Source organism: Paenibacillus solanacearum (genome assembly GCF_910593845.1).
GTDB lineage: Bacteria > Bacillota > Bacilli > Paenibacillales > NBRC-103111 > Paenibacillus_G > Paenibacillus_G solanacearum.
In genome coordinates, this window is sequence record NZ_CAJVAS010000016.1 from 19698 (window position 1) to 42139 (window position 22442).

The window sequence follows — 22442 nt, forward strand, 5'->3', positions numbered from 1 at the left end:
CATAAATGTTGATTTTATATAGTAAATAGGAGATAATAGAAAAGGAAATTACATATTTCATAGGAGGTTTTTGAAGATGGCACACCAATTACCAGCACTTCCTTACGCAAACAACGCGCTCGAGCCTCACATTGACGAAATGACTATGATGATCCACCACGATCGTCACCACAACACATATGTAACGAACCTTAACGCTGCGCTGGAAGCTCATGCTGACCTGCAAGCGAAAAGCGTGGAAGACCTGATCGCCGATCTGAACAGCGTTCCGGAAGCGATCCGCACTGCCGTTCGCAACAACGGCGGCGGCCATGCGAACCACTCCCTGTTCTGGGAAACGATCGGCCCGAACGGCGGCGGCGCGCCAAGCGGCAAGCTGGCTGACGCGATCAACAGCGAGCTGGGCGGCTTCGACAAGTTCAAAGAAGATTTCGCCAAAGCGGCAACGACTCGTTTCGGTTCCGGCTGGGCGTTCCTCGCTGTCGGCAAAGACGGCAAACTGAAAGTGTACAGCCTGCCTAACCAAGACAGCCCGATCATGGAAGGCGAAACGCCGCTCCTCGGACTGGACGTATGGGAGCATGCATACTACCTGAAATATCAAAACAAGCGTCCTGACTACATCGCCGCTTTCTGGAACGTAGTGAACTGGGCGGAAGTTGGCAAACGTTACGAAACTGCTGCGAAGTAATAACGGCTTAAGCTCTCCAAAGGCTTGGTTCCCGCTTGGGAACCAAGCCTTTTTTCGTTGTTCCTGCATCTTGCCGCCCCCGCTGCACCGCTTCGAAGGATCGGCTACATGGACAATGCCGCAAGCCCCGCTGTTCCGGCTAACCGGACTGCGGGGCTTATGTGCTCGGCTACGCTTTCTGCCGAAAATACGTATTCAGTATGCGCAGGAAGACATTCGGGAACGCAAGCTGCGCCATGTCCTCCGGGCCGATCCACCGGTAGTGGGACGGCAGCAGCGCCGGATGATCCGGCAGCAGCGCCGAGCGTTCCAGACGGCATACATACACGTCCAGCTCCCAATGAATATGGCTGAACGTATGCTCCGCCTGCATATACCAGGAAGCCGGACCGATCGCCAGATTGTCTTCCTCGAGGTGCGCTGCAAGCACGTGCTGCGCCAGCGACGGGTCGTCCTGCACCGGGACGACCGACGCCTCAGGCGGCGCCATGGCATGCGGCAGCTCCCACATCCGGGCAAGCAGCCCCTCCTGCGGACGCTGCCGGACGAGCAGCCGGCCCGCCTGCTCCCCGTCGCCCTCCACCAGAGCGACGAACCGATGCTCCGGGCGCGGCGGCTTCGCCTTCTTCTTGACCGGCAGCGCCTCCTCCATGCCCGCTTCTCGGCCCATACAGTGCTCCATGACCGGGCAAGTCAGACAGCTCGGCGATTTGGGCGTACAGACCATCGCGCCCAGCTCCATCAGCCCTTGATTGAAGTCGCCCGCCGCCCCTTCGGGGATCAGCTCCTTCGCCAGCTTCTCCATCGTCACACGCGTGCTGCCTTTCATAATATCGTCTTCGATCAGGAAGTAACGCGACAGCACGCGCATGACGTTGCCGTCCACCGCCGGCTCGGGCTTGTTATACGCAATGCTCAGGATCGCTCCCGCCGTATAGGGGCCGACTCCTTTGAGCGAGAAGACGTCCTCCTTCGTATCGGGCACGACGCCGCCGTAGTTCTCGCGCACTTCGCGCACAGCGCTTTGCAGATTGCGGGCTCTGGAGTAATAGCCTAGCCCTTCCCACATCTTGAGCACTTCTTCCTCCGGCGCTTCGGCAAGCGCCTCAACGGTAGGAAACTTCTCCACGAACCGGTTGAAGTACGGAATGACGGTATCCACTCTTGTCTGCTGCAGCATAATTTCAGACACCCAAATATGGTACGGATTCCGGCTTCTTCGCCAAGGCAGGTCGCGCTTATGCCGGCGGTACCAGGCCAGAAGCCCGGTTGAAAAAAATTGTTTTTTTTGTTCCAGCAGATTCATGATTGCTCCTTCTGTTGCACACGGTTTCGATATATAATGATTCATGACAAATTGATACGTTCACGAAAGGGGCCGCATCCGATGCTGACTCCCGGCGAACTCGCCTCGCGGCTGAACAAGATGGTCATCTCCATCCTGCTCGTCGGTCATCAAAAATGCGAAGACAACTGGCATCAGAAGCCACGCACCATCAAATATCAGTCGATCTGGCTCATTATACGAGGAAAAGGCACGTTCACGATTAACGGCACGCATTATCCGGCGGAGGCAGGCAGGCTGTTCTCGTTCGCTCCCGGCATGGTTGTAGAGCGCTCGTCCGATCCCGAGCAGCCGCTCGAATACTACTTCCTCCGTTTTCATTATACGGAATGTTACGAGGAGAAGGAACAGTGGATTTACCGCAGCGCCGCCGAGTCGCGGTTTCCGCTGGAAGGCATGTACACGGTTACCAACACGCCCCAGCTGATTTATTTGTTCGAGCAGCTTGACACGCTATGGAAGCGCAGAGGCCACATGACGGCCATGCGCCGCAAAATTATTATACAGGAGCTGCTGCTGACGCTCGTCGCCGACTTCCGCACGCAAAAGGCGGAGGGCGATACGACGGCCGCCATCGAGCAAACGCAGGACTACATGGTCAGCCATTACCAGGAGCCGCTGACGCTGGAGAGTCTAGCGCAAATGGCCGGCCTTAGCGTCAGCCATTATTCGCGCTTGTTCAAGAAATATGTCGGCTACAGCCCGATCGACTATTTGACGCATCTGCGAGTCGACCGGGCGAAAGAACTGCTCGTCTTGTCCGAATACCGGCTCAAATCCATAGCCGGCAGCGTCGGCTACACGGACGAATTTTATTTCAGCCGCATCTTCAAAAAAGTGACCGGCTTTTCCCCAAGGGAGTACGCGAAGAAACACCGGTTCACACCGGATCATTAATCGTCCTGCGAAGCCCGCAGCGCCGCCGCTGCGGGTTTGACTTGCGCCCTTGGAAAGTGTACGCTACCTGTAACTATGCGGATTTCGGATGATCCGGCAGCGGGCTCGCTCAGGCGGCTCTTGCCGGATATCGTTACGTTAAGGAAGTAATGGGGTGATACGATGAACAACATCCATTCGGCTGCCGGCTTAACCGGCGGGGAGGCTGGCAGCCGGTCAAGCCGCGGAAGGCTCGGGCGAGCGCTCGCGGAACGGCGGGCTGCGGCAAAACCTTACGCCGTCTGGCTCTACGTCTGGGGAGCGGAATGGCTGCTATCCGCGGCGATCTCGTTCTTCGACCCGGGCGACGCGTATGCCGCCTGGCGTCTAGGTGTGCTGGTCGCTGCGGCCGTCGCATCCGCCGCCGTGTGGCTGCTGCGCAGACGACATGCGGGCAAGCCGTCCGCTGTCGGGTATGCACCGGTACGCGCGGTCCTCCCTGTGCTGGCCTGCGCGCTGATCGCAGCTGTGCTCGTGCGAACCGGGACCGTCAGCCCTGCCTACACGCCTTTGTTGAAAGGCATCGTTCTCGCCGCCGCGTACGGCGCGCTATGCACGACGCTCGGAAGACCGCTGCTCTATATGAGCTTATGGATGCTGGCGCTTACGATTACGGTCGCTTATGCCTACCTTGGATACGCTTCCGTACTGCTCGGCGGCTTCGGTGGGCTCAGCCTGCTCACGCTTGGCCTTCTGGTGAACTTATGGCATACGTTATGGAAAAGGAGAATGTTATAGATGCGCATTCGAATCGAATGGAAACGTCTGGGGATCATGTTCATAGCGGCGGCTGCAATCGCGGCGCTGGCCGCCTGCAGCCCGAAAAACAGCCCGGAACCATTCGGCGGCAAAACGGGACAAGAAGGAGCCGCCAACAGTTCCGCCATGACCGGAGCGTCTGAGCAGGTGCAGGCTGTATACAAGCAGCGCTGCTTGTCCTGCCACGGCAACGCGCTGGAAGGCAAAATTGGACCGAAAACGAACCTGCAAAAGGTCGGCGGACATCTGTCCAAAGAGCAGATCGTAAAGCAAATCAACAGCGGCGGCAACGGCATGCCGGGCTTCGCCGGGCAAATCAAACCCGAAGAGGTAGAAGCGCTCGCGAGCTGGCTGGCCGAGAAAAAATAACGGGATATGCAAAAGGACAGCCTGCAGGCTGTCCTTTCCTTGTTTGCGCGCTGAGTTTCCAACTCCGATAAAGCGGAGGGCCGCCTGTAAAACGAGGTGTCACCCGCACCCATTTGCGATTTTACGGCTTTTTTCAAGAGTCCTGGGCGTCGTGTCTCTTTATTGTACGCCCGGGACACCGGCCGAAAGCTTTTTCCTATACACCCACTTCGATAGCGATATGCTGATCTCATATAGGATCAGTAGCGGTACGGTCACGAGAATATCGGAGACGAAGTCCGGCGGCGTGATGGTAATCGAGATGACCACGAGCAGGAAGTAGGCCATCTTTCTCGCTTTGGCCAGCCGTACCGGGTTCAGGATGCCCAGCCGGGTCAAAAACATGACAATGACCGGCATCTCGAACAGCAGTCCGAACGGAACGGTCAAGTTGATCATGAACCGGAAATACTTGTCCGCCGTATACAGCAGTTGCACTTGATCCTCCGCCATCGCCTTCAAGAAACTCAGCACCATCGGAAACAACACGAAGTAGCCGAAGCAGATCCCTCCCGCAAACAGCACGGCCAATGCCGGAATAAAGCCAAGCGTCGCTTTCTGCTCGTCCAGGCTCAGCCCCGGCTTCACGAACTTCCAAATCTGATAGCCGGCTACCGGAATCGTGACCGCCATCGCAAATACACCTGCAATCATCACGTAAACCCACAGCAAATCTGTCGGCCCCAGCACCGCCAGCTGCCCGTCAAACCCGCTGACGAGCCACCGGTAAATCGATTTGGCATAAAGAAACGCGCCGCATAGCGCGACGAGGAATGAGACGAGCGTAAACAAGAGCCGCCTTCTCATTTCCTCGAGATGTGCTACGAATTGCATTTCTTGATTCATTTGCGTTCGTCCAAGGAAGCGACTTTGCCCGAAGGAACAACCTGTACCGTCGGCGGAGCCGGCTTCTCTTCCGCCGGTTTGCTATCGTCTTCCGTGCTCATCAAGTTTCTAGTGGCGCTCTTGAATTCGCTCAGTGTACGTCCGAACGCTCTTCCCAGCTCCGGCAGCTTGGACGGCCCGAAGATAATCAGCGCAATAATAAGAATGAGGATTAAGCCAGGCAGTCCGATATTTCCAAATGGCATCGGATGTCATCTCCTTATGCGGTTTAGTTGAAACGGAATCCGCTGATCGCGACAACGGCGCAGCGCGCCTTGGAGTCGCCTTCGCGATGCGGCCACAGGCTCGTCGGCTTGCTCAGGTCGGTCGTATTTTCGCCCGGATGCTGTACTGACAGGAACAGCGTGCGCTCGTCAGGCGTAAAAAACGGACCTGTCAGCTCGCAATCTTTCGGCCCCGAAGCGAACTGCATGGCAGCCCCTTTGCTCGGCCCCGCGGTCGGAATGACGAACAATCCGTTATTCATGAACGCAGTGTACACCCCTTGATTGGTGCTGCTGCTGGAAATGTCCGTCACGACCCACAGGTTGCCCCTCGAGTCGAAAGCCAGGTTATCCGGAGAGCTGAACCCCGACTGGCGGCCGCCAGCAGCAAAAATCTCGAAATCGAACTCCAGCGAACCGAGGTCGTTGTCCGTTTCGAAAATGCGCGTAATATGCCCGTGAATGTTGCCGTGCGCATCATTATTCGTATGGCAAATAAACACGGTGTTGTCAAATGGCGAAATTTCGATATCCTCCGGACGGTCCGTCGGCATGCCGCCTAACATCAACGCCGCTTCATGGCAGTTCGTCACGACGTCGGCCTGGCTCTGGTACTGCTTCATCAGTTCTTCTCGGGATCCTTTTACACCGGCAGGCGCCTTGAATTTCTCGCTTGCCAGCACTTTGGAGAGCGCCTCGTATGTCACCGGGATCCATTTGCCGTTTTTCAGATTGGCCACGTACAACGTGCCGTCTGTGAGAAGTGCCGAGTTGCTCCGACCTTGTTCCGGAACGTACTTTCCATTGGAAATGTATTTGTAGACGCACGCATCCTTCTTGTCATCGCCCATATACACGACGATCCGTCTGTCTTTGGTTAGTCCCATCGCCGTGTTTTCATGGTTAAACCGGCCCAGCGCCGTATGCTTCTTCAAAAAGCTGCCATCGAACGGATCGATTTCGACGACCCAGCCGTAATGCGTGGATGGCAGCTTGGACGCCTCTGCCGTTTCGCTGAAGTTCTCTTCACAGGACAGAACGGTATTCCAAAACGTGACGCCACCGGAACAGTTGGCAAACGTGCCTTGCGCTGTGGACGCATGGTTCAGCGCCGACGATCTGTTTGCCGGACCGGTAAACTCGAACGTGGTGAAACCGTTGATGCGGCGTGCGTACTTGGAGGACGTATCCATTTGCCATACGCCCGATTCGTCCCGGAGCACTTCGATGACGGACATGCCTTGGTAGTACAAATTTTTTTCCAATTGATCCTGCGACATTTTGCCGCCTACAATCGGTCCGAGACCGAAGATGTTCGTGTATTCGTGGTTATTCACAAGAAGACCGTGTACGTTGGAACCGTTGATCGGGAAAAAAGCGTTGTAATCCGAGCCTTGGCCGAACTTCTCTCCCGCTTCGTTAATGATGTCATCGAACGCCGCAACGACATCATACTTAAATCCATTCGGCAGGATGAGCTCGTCTGCTTTGGAAGGCTCGATCGGGTCGAAATAACCGCTGACTTGATTCGTACGATAACCGAATAAATGATCTGCAGTCGGAGACATCGCGGAAGCTTTGCCCTCCAGCGTCCCCAGCCCGGCCGATGCGGCGGCCAGCGCGGCGGCTCCGGTGCCCAAATACGATAAAAACGTACGTCGATCCATATTTTGGTTCAATGCGTACACTCCCCATTCTTGTATTGAGTTGAGTATCCACATAAAGCATAGGCGCGAATTGTCAAAAGGGAATTACACCGGTATGGTGTTTTTGTAAATCCGGGAGATCTGCAATAGGACCGTAAAATGGCAAAAAAAGAACCCTTGCTAGCGTTAGCGCAAGGATTCCTTTGCCGAGTATCGATTACTATGAGCCGCAAGCTTTACCGCTGCTCCACCACCGCATAAGCCATAGCCATCGTCTCGGTATGCGTGATGCTTAAGTGAATATGCAGCCGTTCAGGCGAGCCGCCTTCCGCGCAGAGCGCTTCTTGGCCTGCGGAGTGCACAAGCCGCTCCCACGCTGCCGCCGACACGCGGCATAACGGCTTTCCTTTCGCATCGGGGAGCACCTCCACGTCGCGGAACGTCACTTCCTTCCCGATGCCGCAGCCGAGCGCCTTCACCACGGCCTCCTTGGCCGCGAACCGTCCGGCCGCAAATTCGGCCAGCCGCCCGCGCTTCTCGGAAGCCAGCTCCCGTTCCTTCTCCGTGAGCACACGCTGCAGAAACCGCTCGCCTGAAGGCTGTGCCAAGATCGCCTTCATTCTGGCGATTTCCAACAAATCGGTGCCGATGCCGATGATCATGCCCTCGTTCCTTCCTCGCGTTAAATGCCGGGAATCGGCGCGCGCTTATGCTCGGTGCGCAAATACTGCTTCTCGAGCTTCTCCTTCGCTTCCGCCGGGATGTCCTTGCCCTCCAAATAGCTGCTGTTGTCATCGTACGTAATGCCCAGCTCGTTCTCGTCGGTTTGCCCTTCCCACAGCCCGGCTGTAGGCGCCTTGTCGAGCACGCTTTGCGGGACGCCGAGATTCGCCGCCAGCTGACGCACCTGCCGCTTGTTGAGGGAGCTGAGCGGCGTAATATCGACGGCGCCGTCGCCGTACTTCGTGAAGAAGCCGGTGATCGCTTCCGAAGCGTGGTCCGTTCCGACCACCAGCAGGTTCAGCTCAAACGCCAGCGCGTACTGGATGACCATGCGCGTGCGCGCCTTGACGTTACCTTTGCCTCCACGGCTCAAATGCTGATGAATGCCGATCGACTTCAAGCCGTATTCGGCTTCCAGCGCAATCTCATTCACGGCTTCCTCGATATTCGTCTCGATCCGGTACTTGAGGTCGAACGCCTCCGCCGTCGCGTAGCTGTCGGAAATGTCGACCTGCTCCCCGTAAGGCTGGAACACGCCGATCGTCTTGTATTCGCGCCCCTTCTCGGCCGTCAGTTCATCGGTCGCGAGCTTGCACAGTCCCGTTGCGACCGAGCTGTCAATCCCGCCGCTGATCGCGATCAGCAGACCGTCGACGCCAGACTTCAACACATATTGCTTCAAAAAGTCGACGCGCTTGCGAATCTCTGCATCGACATCAATTACAGGCTTCACGCCCAGCTTGGCGATAATATCTTGCTGCAGGCTCATCCGTTGTACACTCCTGTCGTGGAATATTTTCTCACATTATATCATGCCGCAGCTCAACAAAAAACTCCTGCGTCGCTTGGAGAAGCGGTGCAGGAGTCGGATCCGGTACGGCGACCGGATTATTTGCAGTAATGGTCGAACGCGCCGATCAAATCGCCGGCGATCATCTCTGCCGAACGGTCTTCAATCTGGTGGCGTTGAATGAAATGCACCAGCTGGCCATCTTTGAACAATGCAATGGATGGCGAAGACGGCGGGTACGGAGCCAAATATTCACGGGCTTTCGCCGTCGCTTCTTTATCCTGGCCGGCGAAGACGGTGTACAGCTGATCCGGCTTCACTTCGTTTTGCAATGCGCGCGCAACGCCCGGACGGCATTGCCCGGCGGCACAGCCGCAAACGGAATTGATGACGAGCAGCGCCGTGCCCTTGGCATTCTCCAGCGCTTCGGCCGCTTCCTCCGGCGTGCGGAGCTCCTGGATCCCGATCCGCGTAAGCTCATCCCTCATGGGCTGAACCATATCTTTCATATATGACTCAAATGACATAGACATTGTTCGCTTTCACTCCTTTTTCAACATAAAGGTATACAAACTTTGTTATGTCCATTATACAACGGGCGGGAGTGAAAGCAAAGCTTATTTCTTCTTCGAAGCCGAGCGCGACGCGGGCTGCGATGGCTGAGCGCCTTCCGCGGTATCGCTATCCTCGTCGAACGTTTGGTACGCTACGTCTTTATCGGGATGCAGGAACGGGTGCGCTTGAGGCGGTATATTTTGCTCGAACAGCTCCCGGTTCTCGGTCGTTTGAAAGCCGACATCCTTGAACGGATGCACCCACTGGTCTCCCGACATGATCGATGGGTCCGTCTCCTCGCTCCATTGCTGCAGAGGGGAGTTATCCGACTCGTACTGGTGATCGCCGATCAGCACGCCGTGTTCGTTGACGAACGGCTCCCGCGGGCCGCGTCCCTGCTGATGCTCGGGCAAAAAATTAATTTCGAACGGATCAAGCTCCGCATCGTTCTTCTCATTATACCGAATATTCGTGTCGACCTTATCGTAGGACGCCGTGTCGTTGCTGCGCTTAGGTTGTTCGCTCATAACGGGCTGGACTCCTCTCCTGGCATGATTCGTTCAAACGGACGGACGGTTCGGGCCGCTTAGCTTTTTATCGTAGCCCGCTGCCGCAGGATCGGTCTTCTGCTGTGCCTGCTTATTTTCCTTTGCCTGAAGCTCCTGCTCCTTCGATGCGTTCGCGTTGGAATCGTATTGTGCCATGCCCAACATCTCCTTTGGCTGTAGAATATAAGCTTAGTATGCTTCATTGCACAGCAATCCACTCACGACCCACGAGAAAGGCCGTTCGGCCGCGCGATAATGCCCCTGACAAAGAACCGGTCTGTACATGGCAGCACGCATGACAGACCGGTTGTCCGGCCGTACCCTATGAACCTACAGCAACGCTTTCAAGCCTTCAAGTATGATGCCGATCAAAAAGCCGCATAACGCTCCATTCACCCGAATCCACTGCAGATCGCCGCCGATCTTGTCTTCCATCAGCTTGATCAGCGTTTCGTTGTCGAACCGGTCGATATTCTCGCGAATCAGCGCGCCAACCTTCGAATGGTTGGCCTCGATCCACCGGTTCAGCTGCTCCTGAATCCAGCGTTCCAGCTTCGCCATCAGCTGCTCGTCGCCGCGCACGCGTCTTGCCCCTTGCTCCAGCAGCGGTACAATATAGTGCTCCGCGAAGTCCGGCTCACGCACCCATTCGAGCAGCCGCGCATGCAGCTGCTCCACCCAGCCGGCCGACAGCTCCGCCAAGTTCCACTGCGACAAGAGCCGCTGCTTCCACTGCTCCAGCGATTCTTCCGTCTTCGGGTCTTGCGTCAGCCCGTCAATCCGCTGCCGAACGGCCTTCAGCAGTGCAGCCCGGTTGCTGTCCCCGCTTCGCTTCAAATCATATAAGGCGGAGAGCAGGAACTGCTGGATCATGCCGCCCAGCTTGTCCTCACTGTAAAAGCCCAGAAACGCATTGATCGCCATCTGCATAAATCCGTTCGTCTGCATCCGGCTCATGGCCTGCCCTGCCATCGCGCCAAGGCGCAGTCTCGTCTCAGCGGTCAGCGTCCATTGCTCGGCCAATTCGAGTACGAAGTCGAACGCCTTCTCGTCGTACTTATGCTCGTATACGATGCCGACTACCGCCTCAAGCACCTGCTTGGCATCCAAACGATCGAGCCGCTTGCGGATTTCCCGCTCAAGCAAGACGGCCGCCTTCTCCTTCGGTATCGATTCCAGCAGCGTAACAGCCGCCTGGCGGATGCCTTCCTTGAACGGATCCGTGCCGATCTGCCGCATCACGCCGTCGAGCAGACGCTCGGCAATGCGGAACTGCTCCAGCTTGCCGCGGATGCTCTCCTTGCTGAGCAGGTCTTCCTCCACCGTCTTGACGAGCGCGCTGGTCACCTTCTGGCGGTTGCGGGGCAGCAAAGCGGTGTGCGGAATCGGAATGCCGAGCGGATGCCGGAACAGCGCCGTCACTGCGAACCAGTCGGCCAATCCGCCGACGAGGCCCGCTTCGAAGCCGCTCTGTACGAATCGAACCCAAGGAATATCAAGAAAAGGCATCGTAGCGACGAATCCCGCTCCCATGACGCCTAATGAAATCGCTGCCGTATATCTGGCCTTGCCAGCCATAAGCTCACCTCTAACCGTCATCTTTACTAGGTATCATATCGTAATTCGACATAAAAAAACAATGTGCAGCGGCAAGAGACTTCCTTCTTTACGCGGCACATTCCATCACAGGTTTAAGCCCGGTCGCAACCGGCGCCGGGCTTTCTGGAACGATGTCGAATTACGATTCGGATTTGCGGCGCTCCTCGCGCATTTGCTCGATCGCTTCATGCGTGTCGATCTGGTCCGGGAACAGTGAATTGACGAAGGCGACCGCTTTCGTCTGCCGCAGCATCGCATCCTGTAAGTTATCGAGCACGGTCCGCTCATCTTGCGGGTTGTTTTTCTTCACATGCTTCTCCTCCTGTTCAAGCAAGATAAGTTTCCTTTATATTGCGCAGCTTCCGGCTGGGATAAACGAAAAAGACTTCTGCCGATGTTTCCCGTAATCGGCGGAAGTCCCTGTGCGCAGCTTGCGCTTGTTTTCAACCTATGCTGTCGATGCTGACAGCTTCTTGCCCCTTGATTGCGTAATGGTTCTCATGATATTGCTGCCTAACTAAAACAATGAAAGCCCTACCTCTCTTTCATCCTTGCGGCTCCGATGACCGCGCCAGTGTGAATCAGTATTCTTACAGTCTGTTTCATGGAAGCTTTACCGATAACGATAGCGGGAAAAATCTGACGATTCTCTGGAGGAATTTCGTTAGGGGCATTGCGAGGTTGTTGCTCTTATTAGAGCTTCAAAATAGTATACATCCGATTCCCCCAAAAGTCAAACGATAGCCTTCGTGGATGATGAAATAAGAGCGCATTTTGTGTCCAATTATTGTATACATGTTTGCGCCGAATCATGAAACCGTTTCATGCGCATGTGCCCGCGAAAAACGTAAATATGCTCGTTTTGCGACAAAAACGGGCAAAATCGAATCAGACGGGTGGAATTACGGGGAAAGCTCTTAATATATGGCTTGCCGTGCGCCGTCAATTCCCCTTAGTACCCCCTTCAATATTTGAGCGCACTTTTACAATCCTTTATAATAAAATAAGAAGAACTTATAATTTCATATCTGAAAGATCGAGGGAGGTGTACCTATCCGTCTGACTCAGGCGAGATAGGGATTGATTGAGTAGTGACCCGTTACCCTTATTAATCAACGTTGTATTAATTTTGGTTTTGGTGCTGATTAACGGTTTTTTCGTTGCCGCGGAATTCGCAATGGTGAAGGTTCGAGGCAGCCGCATTGAAACGCTGGCGCAAACCGGCAATATGCAGGCCCGATTCGCCACGATGATTACCAATAACTTAAACGCTTACTTGTCCGCATGTCAGTTAGGTATTACTTTGGCATCGCTCGCCCTCGGATGGCTCGGCGAACCGACGATTGCCGCTATTTTGGAGCCCGTGCTCAAAGGCACGCTCGGCTTAAGCGATGTTGCCCTTCATACGATTTCATTCATTATCGCGTTCTCGATTATGACAACCTTGCACATTACGCTCGGGGAGCAGTTCCCCAAAACCTACGCCATCCGCCAATCGGAAAATGTGACGCTCTGGTCATCCATTCCGATGATCATCTTTTACAAGCTGATGTTCCCGTTCATTTGGCTGCTTAACGGCATGTCCAATGGTATGCTGAAGATGGTGGGGATTGAGCCGGCTGAAGAGCATGAATCGGCTCACACCGAAGAAGAAATACGCGTCCTGGTGAAAGAAAGCCATAAAAGCGGGTTCATCGACAACACGGAACTCACGCTTTTTGACAATATATTCGAGTTTACGGAAACGAACGCGCGGGAAATCATGATTCCCCGTACGGAAATGAATTGTCTGTACGCGAACCTTACTTTTGAAGAAAATATGGAAATCGCACAAAGGGAAATGCGTACGCGCTATCCGGTCTGCGATCCCGATAAAGACAATATTATCGGCTTCCTGCATATCAAGGATTTGCTCAAGCATCAGAATGAGCTGACCGATATTCGCCACATCACACGGGCGATCACGAAAGTGCCTGATTCGATGCCGATCAGCAATCTGCTCAAGCTGATGCAGAAGAAGAAAGTACAAATGGCCATTCTCATCGACGAATATGGCGGTACTTCCGGCCTCGTCACGCTGGAGGATATTCTTGAGGAGATCGTCGGCGAAATTCAGGATGAGTTCGATCTGGAAGAACGTCCGAGCATCGAGAAGAAGGATGAGCTGGTCCATTCCATCGACGGCCGCCTGCTGATCGACGAGGTGAACGACTATTTCGGAATGGAAATTCAGTCGGAAGACTACGACACGATCGGCGGTTGGATTTACGCCCAGGTCGAGCTTCCTCCGAAAAAAGGCCAGAAGGTCAACTATACCGACCAATATGAATTCGTCATTGATGAAACGGATGAACTGCGGATCTCCCGACTGATCGTCCGAAAGATCCAGCCGCAAACTCAAACCGCGTAACGCTACCAACCCGGCCCATGGCCGGGTTGTTTTATCGTTCACGGCATAGGAGGCATGCCGCGCCGGTCTTTGCCTCCTATCTCGGGGATGCGCTTCATTTTTAAACGAAACGAAATCATGATATGATCTAGAAAAAAAAGCATGGCGTAGGGGTTGTGTTCATGAAGTACGATGTAATCATCATCGGCGGAGGCTCGGCGGGATTAATGGCCGGCGTCGCTGCCAGCGAGAGCGGGGCGAAAGTGCTGCTCATCGATAAAGGGGACAAGCTGGGGCGCAAGCTGGGCATTTCCGGCGGCGGCCGGTGCAATGTCACCAACAACAAAGAGCTGGATGAATTGATCAAATATATTCCCGGCAACGGGAAATTTCTATACAGCGCGCTTTCGAACTTCGGCAACAAGGACATTATCGCGTTCTTCGAGCGGCTGGGCATTCGCCTCAAGGAAGAGGATAATGGCCGCATGTTTCCGGTCACCGACAAAGCCAAGACGGTGGTGGACGCGCTGATTCGCCAGATTCGGCAGCAAGGCGTCGACATCCGGATGAACGCTCCGGTCGACGAAGTGCTGTACGAGCAAGGCCAAGCGACCGGCGTGCGGCTGAAATCCGGCGAAACGCTGCGCAGCCATGCAGTGATCGTCGCATCCGGCGGCAAATCGGTCCCGCATACAGGCTCGACCGGGGACGGGTATGCTTGGGCCGAGCGGGCAGGGCACATGATCACGGAGCTGTTTCCAACGGAGGTGCCGCTCACTTCCAAGGCGCCGTTCATCCGCAGCCGCGAGCTGCAGGGGCTTTCCTTGCGGGATGTCTCGCTGACGGTATGGAATGCAAAAGGGAAAAAGCTCGTGTCTCACCAAGGCGACATGATCTTTACGCATTTCGGCCTGTCGGGGCCGATCTCCCTCCGCTGCAGCCAGTTCGTCGTGAAGGAGCTGGCGAAATCCGGCGCAGGCGAAGTGCTGCTGACGATCGACCTCCACCCGGATCAATCGGCCGACGAGCTTTACGAACAGACGCTGCAGTTGATGAAGGACGAGCCGAAAAAAGCGGCCAAAAACGTGCTGAAGAGCCTGTTGTCCGACCGCCTGATTCCGCTATTGTTTCAAAAAGCCAATCTGGACGAGCATCTCACGTATGACCATATTCCGAAGCAGCAATGGCTAGAGCTCGCCAAAGGGATCAAGAGCTTCCCCGTTCCCGTGAACGGCACGCTGTCGATTGAAGAAGCGTTCGTCACCGGCGGCGGCGTTCACCTGAAGGAGATCGACCCGAAGACGATGGAATCGAAGCGGATGCCCGGCTTGTATTTCTGCGGCGAAATTCTCGATATTCACGGCTATACGGGCGGGTACAATATTACGGCGGCTTTCTCTACCGGCTACGCTGCTGGCAAAAGCGCAGCGGAGTACAGCGCCTCCCTCTGATGACGATGGCTTCAATGCAAGCCATCGTCTTGCTATATTACCGTTTGGAACGAAGCAGCTCCGCGATCTCCTCATACGCTTTTCTCTCCGCCCAAGCCAGCGGCTGCGACCACGGCTCATCGGCTGGCAGCGCGACATCCGCCCCCCTATCCAGCAGCAAGCGGACCAGATCGGTCTTCCCGTATTTGGCCGCCCAGCCGAGCGGTGTCGTACGATATTCGTCATCGATGGCATTCAGATCGGCACCGTACTCGAGCAGCAGCTCCGCCCATTCGGCATGTCCAAGCCAGGCCGCTTTGTGAAGATAAGTGACGCCCAGCCAGTTGGCATGGTTCGGATCGGCCCCGGCTTCCAGCAGCAGCCGCGCCATGCCCATGCCCGCGTCTACGGCATAGCCCATGTAATTGTTGGCATACCACGGCGCATTCAAGTCGGCTCCGGCCCGCAGCAGCAGCCGAACGATATCGGTGTGCCCCCCTCCCGCCGCCATGCAGAGCGGACCGTAATCACCCCCGGTATGGACCTGAGATGGATCGGCTCCTACGATTTCGCCGGCCAGATCGATTCTCCCGAGCCAACAAGCCGCATCCAGCTTCAACGTTGCCCCATGGGCATAGAGCAGTGATATGAGCGAGTCGTATCCCTTGCTCATGGCAATGCCCAGCGGATTGCTGCTCGACTCCAGCATCGCGTTCGGATCGGCCCCGTGCGCCAACAGCAGGTTCACGCACTCGCCGTGATTGCCGGCAACGGCATGCCACAGCGCGCTTCCGCGCGGAGCGTCGCGTTCCGGAGCGTTCGGGTCGGCGCCGTGCGCGAGCAGCAGCTTCACCGTATCGACATGCCCGCTTCGGGCTGCGTAGCCAAGCGGTCTTTTACCGATTTCGTTCGCAGCATGGATTAGCGACGGATCGGCTTCCAGCATCGATGCAAGATAGGCGGCATCTCCGACAGCCGCTGCTTTGCAAGCGTCATATTCGGCGCCTTTGGCGATCAAGTAGCCGAGAAGAAACCGCTCGTCGCGCAGCGCCTGCTTGTTCAAATCCCGTTTAGCCCGAAACCAGTAGTCGCCCTCGATGGCCAGCAGCGCAGGCGTCGCTCCATCCGCCCTCTTCGCCTCCAGGTCCGCCCCGCGGCGCAGCAGCTCATCGATTAAGCCGAGCTGCCGCGTGAGGACGGCCCAGTGCAGCGGTGTATTGCCCTGCTCATCGCCCGCGTGAACGCGTTCTGGAGCCTGATCCAGTGCACGCCATAGCTCGTCGATGCATCCTTCCTTGATCCAACGGGCCAGATCGCTGCCTTCCGGCGAGCTGCGAAGCCGTTCGGCCAGATGCCGCTCCAGCAGCTCCGCCATATCCACGTATCCCCGGTCCCTCGCTTTCGTCAGCATGTCGTCCTGCCAGCCGAGCACTCGCTGGGTCGCATCCGCCCCATGGTCGAGCAGCAGTCGTACCGCTTCGACATTGCCGGACCTGACGGCAAAATGAAGCGGCGTAACGTAGCCCCAGCTGCAATTGGACAGTCCCGCGTCACGCTGCAGCAGCTCGAGCATCGCCGAGGTGTCGCCGGACATCGCATGGACCAGCATGTCCCATACATCCGTCCCTCTCCCCCCGCTGAAGGCAACAAATTCGTTCGTTTGCAGCGCCGCTGGTGCTTGGTGATCTACCGCAGCGCCTTGATCTGCAGCCTGTGCGAGCGGCGGTCTTCCAACATGACGTTGATTGTCCATAAGCGATCCTCATCCTCCCGTTGTCGATGCAGCTCACGCCGCCGATTGCGCTTCGCCCCGCAGTTCGTTGTTTGTCCATGCTGCGCTGATCGAGCGGTGCATAATACCTCTACTTTAAATCAGTTAGTCCCAGGTAGTAAAGCGTCCCCGCCTAAGGTCCAGTCTCAAAAACCGCCACAAGTCGGTTTCGATAAAAGCCCGCTGGCCCTACAATAAAGACATGAAGTTCAAGTAACGATCCGGTTAACACCGAGATGACATATAGGTTGAGAGGAGCCATTTCAAATGAACAAATTATTCCGTTCCAGAACAAACAGCCGATTGACAGGTCTTTGCGGAGGGCTTGCCGAGTGGATGAACTTCAGTCCCACCTTCATTCGCTTGGCCGTCGTGATTGCCGCCTTTTGCAGCTTCGGTACGGTCCTGTTGATCTACTTTATCGCCAGCTTGATCATCCCGAAAGAGCCGTACGGTCACTACGATTTTCATCAAACGCATCACAACTACTAATACGGCCTGGACGAGCCGACACAAACTGAAGGAGTGGATACGCAATGGGAGTATTTGCGAGAATTTTCGATATGTCGAAGGCAGCGGCGAACGAGGCGCTGAACAAGCTGGAGGACCCGGTGATGATGCTGAACCATTATCTCCGCAGCATGAAGGAGGAAATCGATACCGCGCAGCGTTCCTTGAGCAAACAAGTCGCGGCCGAGCGCGTGCTGAAACAGCGCATCGATGAATATAACGAGCTGGCGGCCGAGTGGGAGCGCAAGGCAGCCGAACTCCTCGCAAGCGGGCTGGAAGCGGAAGCGCGTCACGCCTTAAGCACCAAGCTTCATTATGTGGATAAAGGGCTTGCATGCGCTGAGCAGTACGGAGCGGCAAGGCTGCATACGGAAGAAATAGTTCAACAGCTCGAGCGATTGAAATCCGAATATGCCGTCATGCAAGAGAAACGTACAGAGCTTGCCGCACGCGCGCAAAAAATGGCGTCGCAGCAAGCGAAGTCGTCCGCTGCTTCCGGTCACTACCGCTTTGAAGGCGGATACGCAGCGAGCGGCTTCCAACGGATCGAGGAAAAAATTATGCAATGGGAAGCGCAGACCGAGCTGGCCGGCCAATCGTACGGCCGTGGACAAGGACCATACGCCGCATCCGGCGCCGACCCGTTGTCCGAAGCAAACCGTGACGCGCGGATTGAGGAACATCTTGCAAGGCTCAAGCAGCAATCGCCGGCAAAGGGGCAATAATTACCGCTTACAGCAATCAGGCGTCTCCCCACCTCTCCGTGGCGGAGATGCTTTTTCATTTTCGGAAGCCGCGTCGCGTTACATCACGTTCCGCTTCGATCCCGTACGATCCCCGAACATTTCCATCGAAGAAGACCCGCCTGCGAGGCATACTCCTTGATATATTGCTCATTCTATAAGCTGAGCAGCACATTCCACCGATCACGAAAGGAGCTTCCCTATGTCGATTACGATGAACCCCCCGGCTCCGCAGGCACAAGTGCCGATTCCTGTGCCGCCGCGCGTCATTACGACTAAAGATTTGATGTACCTGAAAGACGCGCTCTCCTGGGAGCTGAACGCATTTAAGAAATTTCACTTTTACGCGCAGCAGGCGACGAATCCGCAGATCAAGCAGACGCTCGACAAGGCGGGACAAATGCACCAGCGCCACTACCAGAAGCTGTTGACGCACCTGCAGGTCGACAACAACGCCGCCATGGCCAAGCTGCCTTCGCAGTCGTCGCAGCAAACGTCCCACTAAAGGAGCGATCTTATGCAATCACAACAATGGCAAAACAATCAGCAAATCGCAAATCCCCAAACCGGCCAGCTGCCTCAAGTGAAAGGGCCGGAAATGAACGACCGCGACTTCTTGAACGACGGTCTGGCAACTTGCAAATATTTGACCGACAGCTTGACTGATGCGGTGCGCGAAGCGAGTCATGAGCAGCTTCATGCCGACATGCTGCAAATATTGACCGAGACGCATCAATGCGCGCGCGAGCTGTATAATGTCATGTTTCAGAACGGCTGGTACAAGCTCGAAGCGGAAGAGCAGCAAAAAATCCAGCAAGCACAGCAGCAGTTTAGCGGCTATTCCTCACAGTTTCCATATTCGGTGTAGCGGACATCGGATAAACGCAGCAGCGCGCCTTCTCTTGAGGAAGGCGCGCTGTTGTTATGATCCGCGGGCTCATACGTATGCAAGCGCGGTGAAATATTGCACTTGATTTACTTGCGTCCTTGAGGCATTTCCTGGATACGGCAGTTGTGGAACGCAGTAATTTTCCATACTCCGTCTTGCTTGACCACAACATTCGTATTGATCGAAGCCCGGCCGGTGGCATCCTGCGAAGGGTCAGCCAAGTTCGCCTCGCCAATCCCGTGCAGGACGGCTACCTGCGGGTCTATAAAGCGGGGATGCGGCTGTGAAGGAAGGCCGGATGTCAGCTTGGAGCCTTTAAGCGGCCCGTCAAACAACCATTGATGCACGTCGGCAATTTGCTGTCTTCCTTTCAAATGCTGTCCGTTGAACGTGACATAATCTGCGTCTTCCGTGAAGCATTCGCCGTAAGCTGCACCATCGCCGTTATTCCAGGCTTCGCTTAATACCGTAAACAGCTCGCCGATCGCATGAATGTCCTGCTGTTGATTGTACATAATCAATCCATCCTCTCGTATAAAATGGTGAGGCTCTCCAGGCTGTGATATACTTGACGATATTACCTTAATCAGAAAATAATCTTAGTAAACTATATATCTTAACAAATTAAGGTATATTCATCTTAGCACTGGAGGTTTCGCCGTGTCAACCGAGAATCGCCAACCTTCGTCTCATGAGCTTACCGCGCTGCAGTGGGAATTGCTGCACGAACTGCGTCACAACAGCTCACGTGCCGTCATGCTCCATCAAATGATCGCAGACCGGCTCGGCTTGAATGCTACAGACCATAAGTGCCTCGATTATTTGAACCGTTCCGGACCGGTCACCGCCGGACAGCTGGCCGAATTAACGGGACTTACTACCGGAGCGATCACCAACGTCATCGACCGGCTGGAACAAGCCGGCTATGTAATCCGCGATAAAGATCCGAACGACCGCAGACGCGTTGTCGTCAAGCCGGCCCCCGCCGCAACCGGCCATATGTCTCCACTGTTCGAGTCTCTGTTTCAATCGACGCTTGCCCTCGTATCCCGTTACTCGGAACAGGATGCTCGCCTGATCGTCGACTTTCTGCAACAATGCAACGCGATCGCATTGGAGGAGATGAACAAGCTTAAGGAGCAGCGCCCGTAACGTCGCTTCACTCCTCGTTCCCATGAACGGCAATTTCATTTATAGCCCCTCTATGCTATGATTAAACGGTCAACATCTCATCTTTCACGAGGAGTTTATTATGATCATCCAATTCATTCGTTACAGGTAATGTGAGGCACAGCGCATGAAACCCCGCCTTTTTTCAAAAAGCGAAGGCTGAGGGTTTATTTGTCTGTGCCTTTATTCATTCACCGATTACGAATGAATGGGGTGTTTTTGCTTTGTCTGCAAATAAAATAAATTCGTCTGCCGACCGCCTGACGGAATCCAGCGGCCTGTTCCGCTGCCCGCTTTGCTTCCGGCCCATGCATGTGTTCGAACGAAAAAGTCTGGTTTGTGCCGAACGGCATAGCTTTGATCTGTCCCGGTACGGGTATGTCAATTTCGTCTCCCGGCCGGTCAAAGCCAAGTACGATAAAGAGCTGTTTGCCTCGCGTAAAATGTTAAGCGATCACGGCTTCTTCAAGCCGCTCGATACGTTCATATCCGAATGGATCCTGCGCGCGCTGCCGCCAGGGCGTTCACCCGTTCAAATGTTCGACGCCGGTTGCGGGGAAGGCTCCCGGCTGTCTTCCATAACGAAGCTCGTTTGCGATCAGACAACGAGAAGGGTAACCGCCGTCGGATTGGATATTGCCAAAGAAGCGGTGGCCATGGCGGCCAGGCATGATCCGCAATCGGTCTGGTGCGTCGGCGATCTGGCCCGGTGCCCGCTCGCAAGCGAACAATTTCAGTTCATAGTCAATCTACTATCCCCCTCCAATTACAGCGAATTTCGGCGCATGCTGGTGGAAGACGGGACGATGATCAAGGTCGTACCCGGCGCCCGTTATTTACAGGAGCTGCGCGCGCTCGTATACGGCGCTGATCGCAGGCCTGCGATTAGCAGCGATACGCAAGCGCTGTTCGAAAGGCACTTTGACCCGCTGCATAAAGAACGGCTGCAATATGCCGTTCGTGTAGAACGACCGCTCCTTGCGCACCTGGTTCGCATGACGCCGCTCGCTTGGGGAGCGACGGATGAAGCGCTGCAGCAAGTGCTGTCGCTGGACCTTATCGATATGACAGTCGATTTGACGGTGCTGATCGGGCGTAAAGGAACATAACCGCATGCCTCCCTGACAGCCATTAACGCCAAAGACCGGAGACGCCTCTCGAGGCTCTCCGGTCTTTGTTTTGTTCACAACACGGACTCACAATCCATGCCATGCCGCTGCTTCTTTCCGTGCCGCTCCGGCCGGTAATCGGCTGCTCAATGCGGCTGCACTTCGATCGTCTTGACAGTCGATATTTCCTGAATGAAGGGCATTAACTGCTCCAAGCCGAAGTTTCCCGGCAGCTTAATCTGCAGATCGAGGAACAATTCGGATTCGTCCGTTCCTCTGCTCTCGACATGGAAGCTGAGCAGTGCAATGCCTTTCGCTTGGAGTGCCTGCTGCACATACGCCACGCTGCCCTGCTCATTGCGGATTTGCATCGTCAAGTGCTCCGTCCTTGGCGTCGCCAGCCAGTTGTACCGGGTATGCAGCACGATTTGGGCGATCAAGATGACGAGCGTGACGCCGATGCCGAGCAGGTACAGCCCCGACCCGATTGCCATCCCCATTCCGGCCGTCGCCCAAACGCCCGCCGCGGTCGTCAGCCCTTTCACCGTCTGTTTCTGCATAAAGATCATGCCTGCGCCAAGAAAGCCTACGCCGCTAACCACCTGCGCCGCGACCCGTGAAGGGTCGAGCGATAAATTGGACCAGCCGATCTGGTCCTGAAAGCCGTATTTCGAAATGACCATCATCAGACTGGCGCCCAAAGCGACGACAAAATGCGTCCGGATGCCCGCCTCCTTCATCCGATTTTTGCGTTCGTATCCGATCAATGCGCCGCAAAGGCCGGCCACGACGACCCGCAGCAAATAATCCCATTCCATGAGAGTTCCTCCCGATCCATAATACTCATTTCTCTTGATTCGACCGGAGCGATACCGGCAGCTTGACAACCAGCACGCCGATCAAGGCGCATAGTACCGCGCATTCATAAAACCCGTCTCCGGTGCAAAATCCGATCACCATTGTAACGAACAGCTGGCTTACTTCTTCCATATCCTTGCCGAGCGGCACCACGCCGAACAACAGCCCCCCGGCCATAAATCCGATGACGCTGATTACGGCCCCGTATGCATGCGCAGAGAAGAAATGAACCAGCGCCCCCGCCTCGCTTAACGCGGCCATTCCGTACACACACAGCAGCATGACGGCGGCCGACAGCAAGCAGACGGAGACGCTCGCCAGTACCCAGACAGCGGCACCGCGGCGCTTGACCCTTCCGGTCACTCCCAGCATTCCCCCCAGCAGGACGGCAGCAGCCAGCCGGAATACAACTTGACCTAACGTAAGATGCCCCGCGGCAAACGGGATGACTGCCATACGATCAC

Annotated in this window: 27 protein-coding genes; 12 read left to right on the forward strand and 15 right to left on the reverse strand. The window is 55.6% G+C overall.

The window, feature by feature from the left end; all coding sequences use genetic code 11:
• Positions 1-76: 76 nt before the first annotated feature.
• Positions 77-691, forward strand: coding sequence for a superoxide dismutase (locus KXG62_RS17850; RefSeq protein WP_218093357.1), 615 nt, complete (start codon positions 77-79; stop codon positions 689-691).
• A gap of 169 nt (positions 692-860) precedes the next feature.
• On the opposite strand, the gene mutY is transcribed toward KXG62_RS17850, so the two are convergent.
• On the reverse strand, positions 861-1997 hold the full coding sequence (gene mutY, locus KXG62_RS17855) for an A/G-specific adenine glycosylase (RefSeq protein WP_218093358.1): 1137 nt from the start codon (positions 1995-1997) through the stop codon (positions 861-863).
• Between the two features lie 81 nt (positions 1998-2078).
• Between mutY and KXG62_RS17860 the strand changes: the two genes are divergently transcribed.
• From KXG62_RS17860 to KXG62_RS17870, 3 genes are all read left to right on the forward strand, one after another.
• Positions 2079-2933 carry an AraC family transcriptional regulator gene (locus tag KXG62_RS17860; protein ID WP_218093359.1) on the forward strand — a complete coding sequence of 285 codons (855 nt, stop codon included), beginning with the start codon at positions 2079-2081 and terminating at the stop codon, positions 2931-2933.
• Positions 2934-3095: 162 nt separating this feature from the next.
• On the forward strand, positions 3096-3710 hold the full coding sequence (locus tag KXG62_RS17865) for a hypothetical protein (RefSeq protein ID WP_218093360.1): 615 nt from the start codon (positions 3096-3098) through the stop codon (positions 3708-3710).
• Positions 3711-4100, forward strand: coding sequence for a c-type cytochrome (locus KXG62_RS17870; protein WP_218093361.1), 390 nt, complete (start codon positions 3711-3713; stop codon positions 4098-4100).
• Between the two features lie 159 nt (positions 4101-4259).
• On the opposite strand, the gene tatC is transcribed toward KXG62_RS17870, so the two are convergent.
• From tatC to KXG62_RS17920, 10 genes are all read right to left on the reverse strand, one after another.
• A complete protein-coding gene (tatC, locus tag KXG62_RS17875) occupies positions 4260-4985 on the reverse strand; it encodes a twin-arginine translocase subunit TatC (RefSeq protein WP_218093362.1) in 726 nt (241 codons plus the stop codon).
• Positions 4982-5230 (reverse strand): twin-arginine translocase TatA/TatE family subunit, encoded by a 249-nt coding sequence (gene tatA, locus KXG62_RS17880; RefSeq protein ID WP_218093363.1) that lies wholly within the window; start codon positions 5228-5230, stop codon positions 4982-4984. Before tatA ends, tatC begins: the two co-directional genes overlap by 4 nt.
• 23 nt (positions 5231-5253) lie before the next feature.
• Positions 5254-6915, reverse strand: a complete 1662-nt coding sequence (locus tag KXG62_RS17885; RefSeq protein WP_218093471.1) for a PhoX family protein — start codon at positions 6913-6915, stop codon at positions 5254-5256.
• 215 nt (positions 6916-7130) lie between these two features.
• Positions 7131-7556: a holo-ACP synthase gene (acpS, locus tag KXG62_RS17890; RefSeq protein WP_218093364.1), complete on the reverse strand. Its 426-nt coding sequence runs from the start codon at positions 7554-7556 to the stop codon at positions 7131-7133.
• Positions 7557-7576: 20 nt separating this feature from the next.
• A complete protein-coding gene (gene nadE / locus KXG62_RS17895; protein WP_218093365.1) occupies positions 7577-8386 on the reverse strand; it encodes an ammonia-dependent NAD(+) synthetase in 810 nt (269 codons plus the stop codon).
• Between the two features lie 119 nt (positions 8387-8505).
• Entirely contained in the window at positions 8506-8940 is a 435-nt protein-coding gene (locus KXG62_RS17900; RefSeq protein ID WP_218093366.1) for a BrxA/BrxB family bacilliredoxin, read from the reverse strand.
• Positions 8941-9024: 84 nt separating this feature from the next.
• Entirely contained in the window at positions 9025-9489 is a 465-nt protein-coding gene (locus tag KXG62_RS17905; RefSeq protein ID WP_218093367.1) for a DUF3905 domain-containing protein, read from the reverse strand.
• Between the two features lie 33 nt (positions 9490-9522).
• Entirely contained in the window at positions 9523-9666 is a 144-nt protein-coding gene (locus KXG62_RS17910) for a hypothetical protein (RefSeq protein ID WP_218093368.1), read from the reverse strand.
• Positions 9667-9840: 174 nt separating this feature from the next.
• Positions 9841-11088, reverse strand: a complete 1248-nt coding sequence (locus KXG62_RS17915; RefSeq protein ID WP_218093369.1) for a DUF445 domain-containing protein — start codon at positions 11086-11088, stop codon at positions 9841-9843.
• A 160-nt stretch (positions 11089-11248) separates the two neighbouring features.
• Positions 11249-11419 (reverse strand): hypothetical protein, encoded by a 171-nt coding sequence (locus tag KXG62_RS17920; protein ID WP_218093370.1) that lies wholly within the window; start codon positions 11417-11419, stop codon positions 11249-11251.
• 774 nt (positions 11420-12193) lie between these two features.
• On the opposite strand from KXG62_RS17920, the gene KXG62_RS17925 reads away from it, so the two are divergent.
• Complete coding sequence (locus KXG62_RS17925) at positions 12194-13519, forward strand: hemolysin family protein (RefSeq protein ID WP_218093371.1); 1326 nt, start codon at positions 12194-12196, stop codon at positions 13517-13519.
• A 161-nt stretch (positions 13520-13680) separates the two neighbouring features.
• Positions 13681-14949 carry a BaiN/RdsA family NAD(P)/FAD-dependent oxidoreductase gene (locus KXG62_RS17930; protein ID WP_218093372.1) on the forward strand — a complete coding sequence of 423 codons (1269 nt, stop codon included), beginning with the start codon at positions 13681-13683 and terminating at the stop codon, positions 14947-14949.
• A gap of 37 nt (positions 14950-14986) precedes the next feature.
• On the opposite strand, the gene KXG62_RS17935 is transcribed toward KXG62_RS17930, so the two are convergent.
• Positions 14987-16681: an ankyrin repeat domain-containing protein gene (locus KXG62_RS17935; RefSeq protein ID WP_218093373.1), complete on the reverse strand. Its 1695-nt coding sequence runs from the start codon at positions 16679-16681 to the stop codon at positions 14987-14989.
• 285 nt (positions 16682-16966) lie between these two features.
• On the opposite strand from KXG62_RS17935, the gene KXG62_RS17940 reads away from it, so the two are divergent.
• From KXG62_RS17940 to KXG62_RS17955, 4 genes are all read left to right on the forward strand, one after another.
• Positions 16967-17191: a PspC domain-containing protein gene (locus KXG62_RS17940; RefSeq protein WP_218093374.1), complete on the forward strand. Its 225-nt coding sequence runs from the start codon at positions 16967-16969 to the stop codon at positions 17189-17191.
• Between the two features lie 44 nt (positions 17192-17235).
• Positions 17236-17934, forward strand: coding sequence for a PspA/IM30 family protein (locus KXG62_RS17945; RefSeq protein WP_218093375.1), 699 nt, complete (start codon positions 17236-17238; stop codon positions 17932-17934).
• 220 nt (positions 17935-18154) lie between these two features.
• Positions 18155-18457 carry a ferritin-like domain-containing protein gene (locus KXG62_RS17950; protein WP_218093376.1) on the forward strand — a complete coding sequence of 101 codons (303 nt, stop codon included), beginning with the start codon at positions 18155-18157 and terminating at the stop codon, positions 18455-18457.
• Positions 18458-18469: 12 nt separating this feature from the next.
• Entirely contained in the window at positions 18470-18820 is a 351-nt protein-coding gene (locus KXG62_RS17955; RefSeq protein ID WP_218093377.1) for a spore coat protein, read from the forward strand.
• Positions 18821-18927: 107 nt separating this feature from the next.
• Here KXG62_RS17955 and KXG62_RS17960 read toward each other — a convergent pair whose 3' ends face one another.
• Positions 18928-19356, reverse strand: a complete 429-nt coding sequence (locus KXG62_RS17960) for an SgcJ/EcaC family oxidoreductase (RefSeq protein ID WP_218093378.1) — start codon at positions 19354-19356, stop codon at positions 18928-18930.
• 145 nt (positions 19357-19501) lie between these two features.
• On the opposite strand from KXG62_RS17960, the gene KXG62_RS17965 reads away from it, so the two are divergent.
• Both KXG62_RS17965 and KXG62_RS17970 read left to right on the forward strand, forming a co-directional pair.
• Positions 19502-19993: a MarR family winged helix-turn-helix transcriptional regulator gene (locus KXG62_RS17965; RefSeq protein WP_218093379.1), complete on the forward strand. Its 492-nt coding sequence runs from the start codon at positions 19502-19504 to the stop codon at positions 19991-19993.
• Positions 19994-20235: 242 nt separating this feature from the next.
• A complete protein-coding gene (locus KXG62_RS17970) occupies positions 20236-21120 on the forward strand; it encodes a putative RNA methyltransferase (RefSeq protein ID WP_218093380.1) in 885 nt (294 codons plus the stop codon).
• A gap of 146 nt (positions 21121-21266) precedes the next feature.
• Here the strand turns inward: KXG62_RS17970 and KXG62_RS17975 are convergent, their stop codons facing one another.
• Both KXG62_RS17975 and KXG62_RS17980 read right to left on the reverse strand, forming a co-directional pair.
• Positions 21267-21938, reverse strand: coding sequence for an MgtC/SapB family protein (locus KXG62_RS17975; RefSeq protein WP_218093381.1), 672 nt, complete (start codon positions 21936-21938; stop codon positions 21267-21269).
• A 25-nt stretch (positions 21939-21963) separates the two neighbouring features.
• The gene (locus KXG62_RS17980; protein WP_218093382.1) at positions 21964-22434 is read right to left on the reverse strand and encodes a hypothetical protein; all 471 of its coding nucleotides are present in this window, start codon (positions 22432-22434) and stop codon (positions 21964-21966) included.
• Positions 22435-22442: the final 8 nt, after the last annotated feature.

What these genes read in the sequence shown, in the direction of transcription:
- KXG62_RS17850 (WP_218093357.1), top strand. Translation starts at nt 77, where the DNA reads ATGGCACACCAATTACCAGCACTTCCTTACGCAAACAACGCGCTCGAG.
- mutY (WP_218093358.1), bottom strand. Translation starts at nt 1,997, where the DNA reads ATGAATCTGCTGGAACAAAAAAAACAATTTTTTTCAACCGGGCTTCTG.
- KXG62_RS17860 (WP_218093359.1), top strand. Translation starts at nt 2,079, where the DNA reads ATGCTGACTCCCGGCGAACTCGCCTCGCGGCTGAACAAGATGGTCATC.
- KXG62_RS17865 (WP_218093360.1), top strand. Translation starts at nt 3,096, where the DNA reads ATGAACAACATCCATTCGGCTGCCGGCTTAACCGGCGGGGAGGCTGGC.
- KXG62_RS17870 (WP_218093361.1), top strand. Translation starts at nt 3,711, where the DNA reads ATGCGCATTCGAATCGAATGGAAACGTCTGGGGATCATGTTCATAGCG.
- tatC (WP_218093362.1), bottom strand. Translation starts at nt 4,985, where the DNA reads ATGAATCAAGAAATGCAATTCGTAGCACATCTCGAGGAAATGAGAAGG.
- tatA (WP_218093363.1), bottom strand. Translation starts at nt 5,230, where the DNA reads ATGCCATTTGGAAATATCGGACTGCCTGGCTTAATCCTCATTCTTATT.
- KXG62_RS17885 (WP_218093471.1), bottom strand. Translation starts at nt 6,915, where the DNA reads ATGGATCGACGTACGTTTTTATCGTATTTGGGCACCGGAGCCGCCGCG.
- acpS (WP_218093364.1), bottom strand. Translation starts at nt 7,556, where the DNA reads ATGATCATCGGCATCGGCACCGATTTGTTGGAAATCGCCAGAATGAAG.
- nadE (WP_218093365.1), bottom strand. Translation starts at nt 8,386, where the DNA reads ATGAGCCTGCAGCAAGATATTATCGCCAAGCTGGGCGTGAAGCCTGTA.
- KXG62_RS17900 (WP_218093366.1), bottom strand. Translation starts at nt 8,940, where the DNA reads ATGTCTATGTCATTTGAGTCATATATGAAAGATATGGTTCAGCCCATG.
- KXG62_RS17905 (WP_218093367.1), bottom strand. Translation starts at nt 9,489, where the DNA reads ATGAGCGAACAACCTAAGCGCAGCAACGACACGGCGTCCTACGATAAG.
- KXG62_RS17910 (WP_218093368.1), bottom strand. Translation starts at nt 9,666, where the DNA reads ATGGCACAATACGATTCCAACGCGAACGCATCGAAGGAGCAGGAGCTT.
- KXG62_RS17915 (WP_218093369.1), bottom strand. Translation starts at nt 11,088, where the DNA reads ATGGCTGGCAAGGCCAGATATACGGCAGCGATTTCATTAGGCGTCATG.
- KXG62_RS17930 (WP_218093372.1), top strand. Translation starts at nt 13,681, where the DNA reads ATGAAGTACGATGTAATCATCATCGGCGGAGGCTCGGCGGGATTAATG.
- KXG62_RS17935 (WP_218093373.1), bottom strand. Translation starts at nt 16,681, where the DNA reads ATGGACAATCAACGTCATGTTGGAAGACCGCCGCTCGCACAGGCTGCA.
- KXG62_RS17940 (WP_218093374.1), top strand. Translation starts at nt 16,967, where the DNA reads ATGAACAAATTATTCCGTTCCAGAACAAACAGCCGATTGACAGGTCTT.
- KXG62_RS17945 (WP_218093375.1), top strand. Translation starts at nt 17,236, where the DNA reads ATGGGAGTATTTGCGAGAATTTTCGATATGTCGAAGGCAGCGGCGAAC.
- KXG62_RS17950 (WP_218093376.1), top strand. Translation starts at nt 18,155, where the DNA reads ATGTCGATTACGATGAACCCCCCGGCTCCGCAGGCACAAGTGCCGATT.
- KXG62_RS17955 (WP_218093377.1), top strand. Translation starts at nt 18,470, where the DNA reads ATGCAATCACAACAATGGCAAAACAATCAGCAAATCGCAAATCCCCAA.
- KXG62_RS17960 (WP_218093378.1), bottom strand. Translation starts at nt 19,356, where the DNA reads ATGTACAATCAACAGCAGGACATTCATGCGATCGGCGAGCTGTTTACG.
- KXG62_RS17975 (WP_218093381.1), bottom strand. Translation starts at nt 21,938, where the DNA reads ATGGAATGGGATTATTTGCTGCGGGTCGTCGTGGCCGGCCTTTGCGGC.
- KXG62_RS17980 (WP_218093382.1), bottom strand. Translation starts at nt 22,434, where the DNA reads ATGGCAGTCATCCCGTTTGCCGCGGGGCATCTTACGTTAGGTCAAGTT.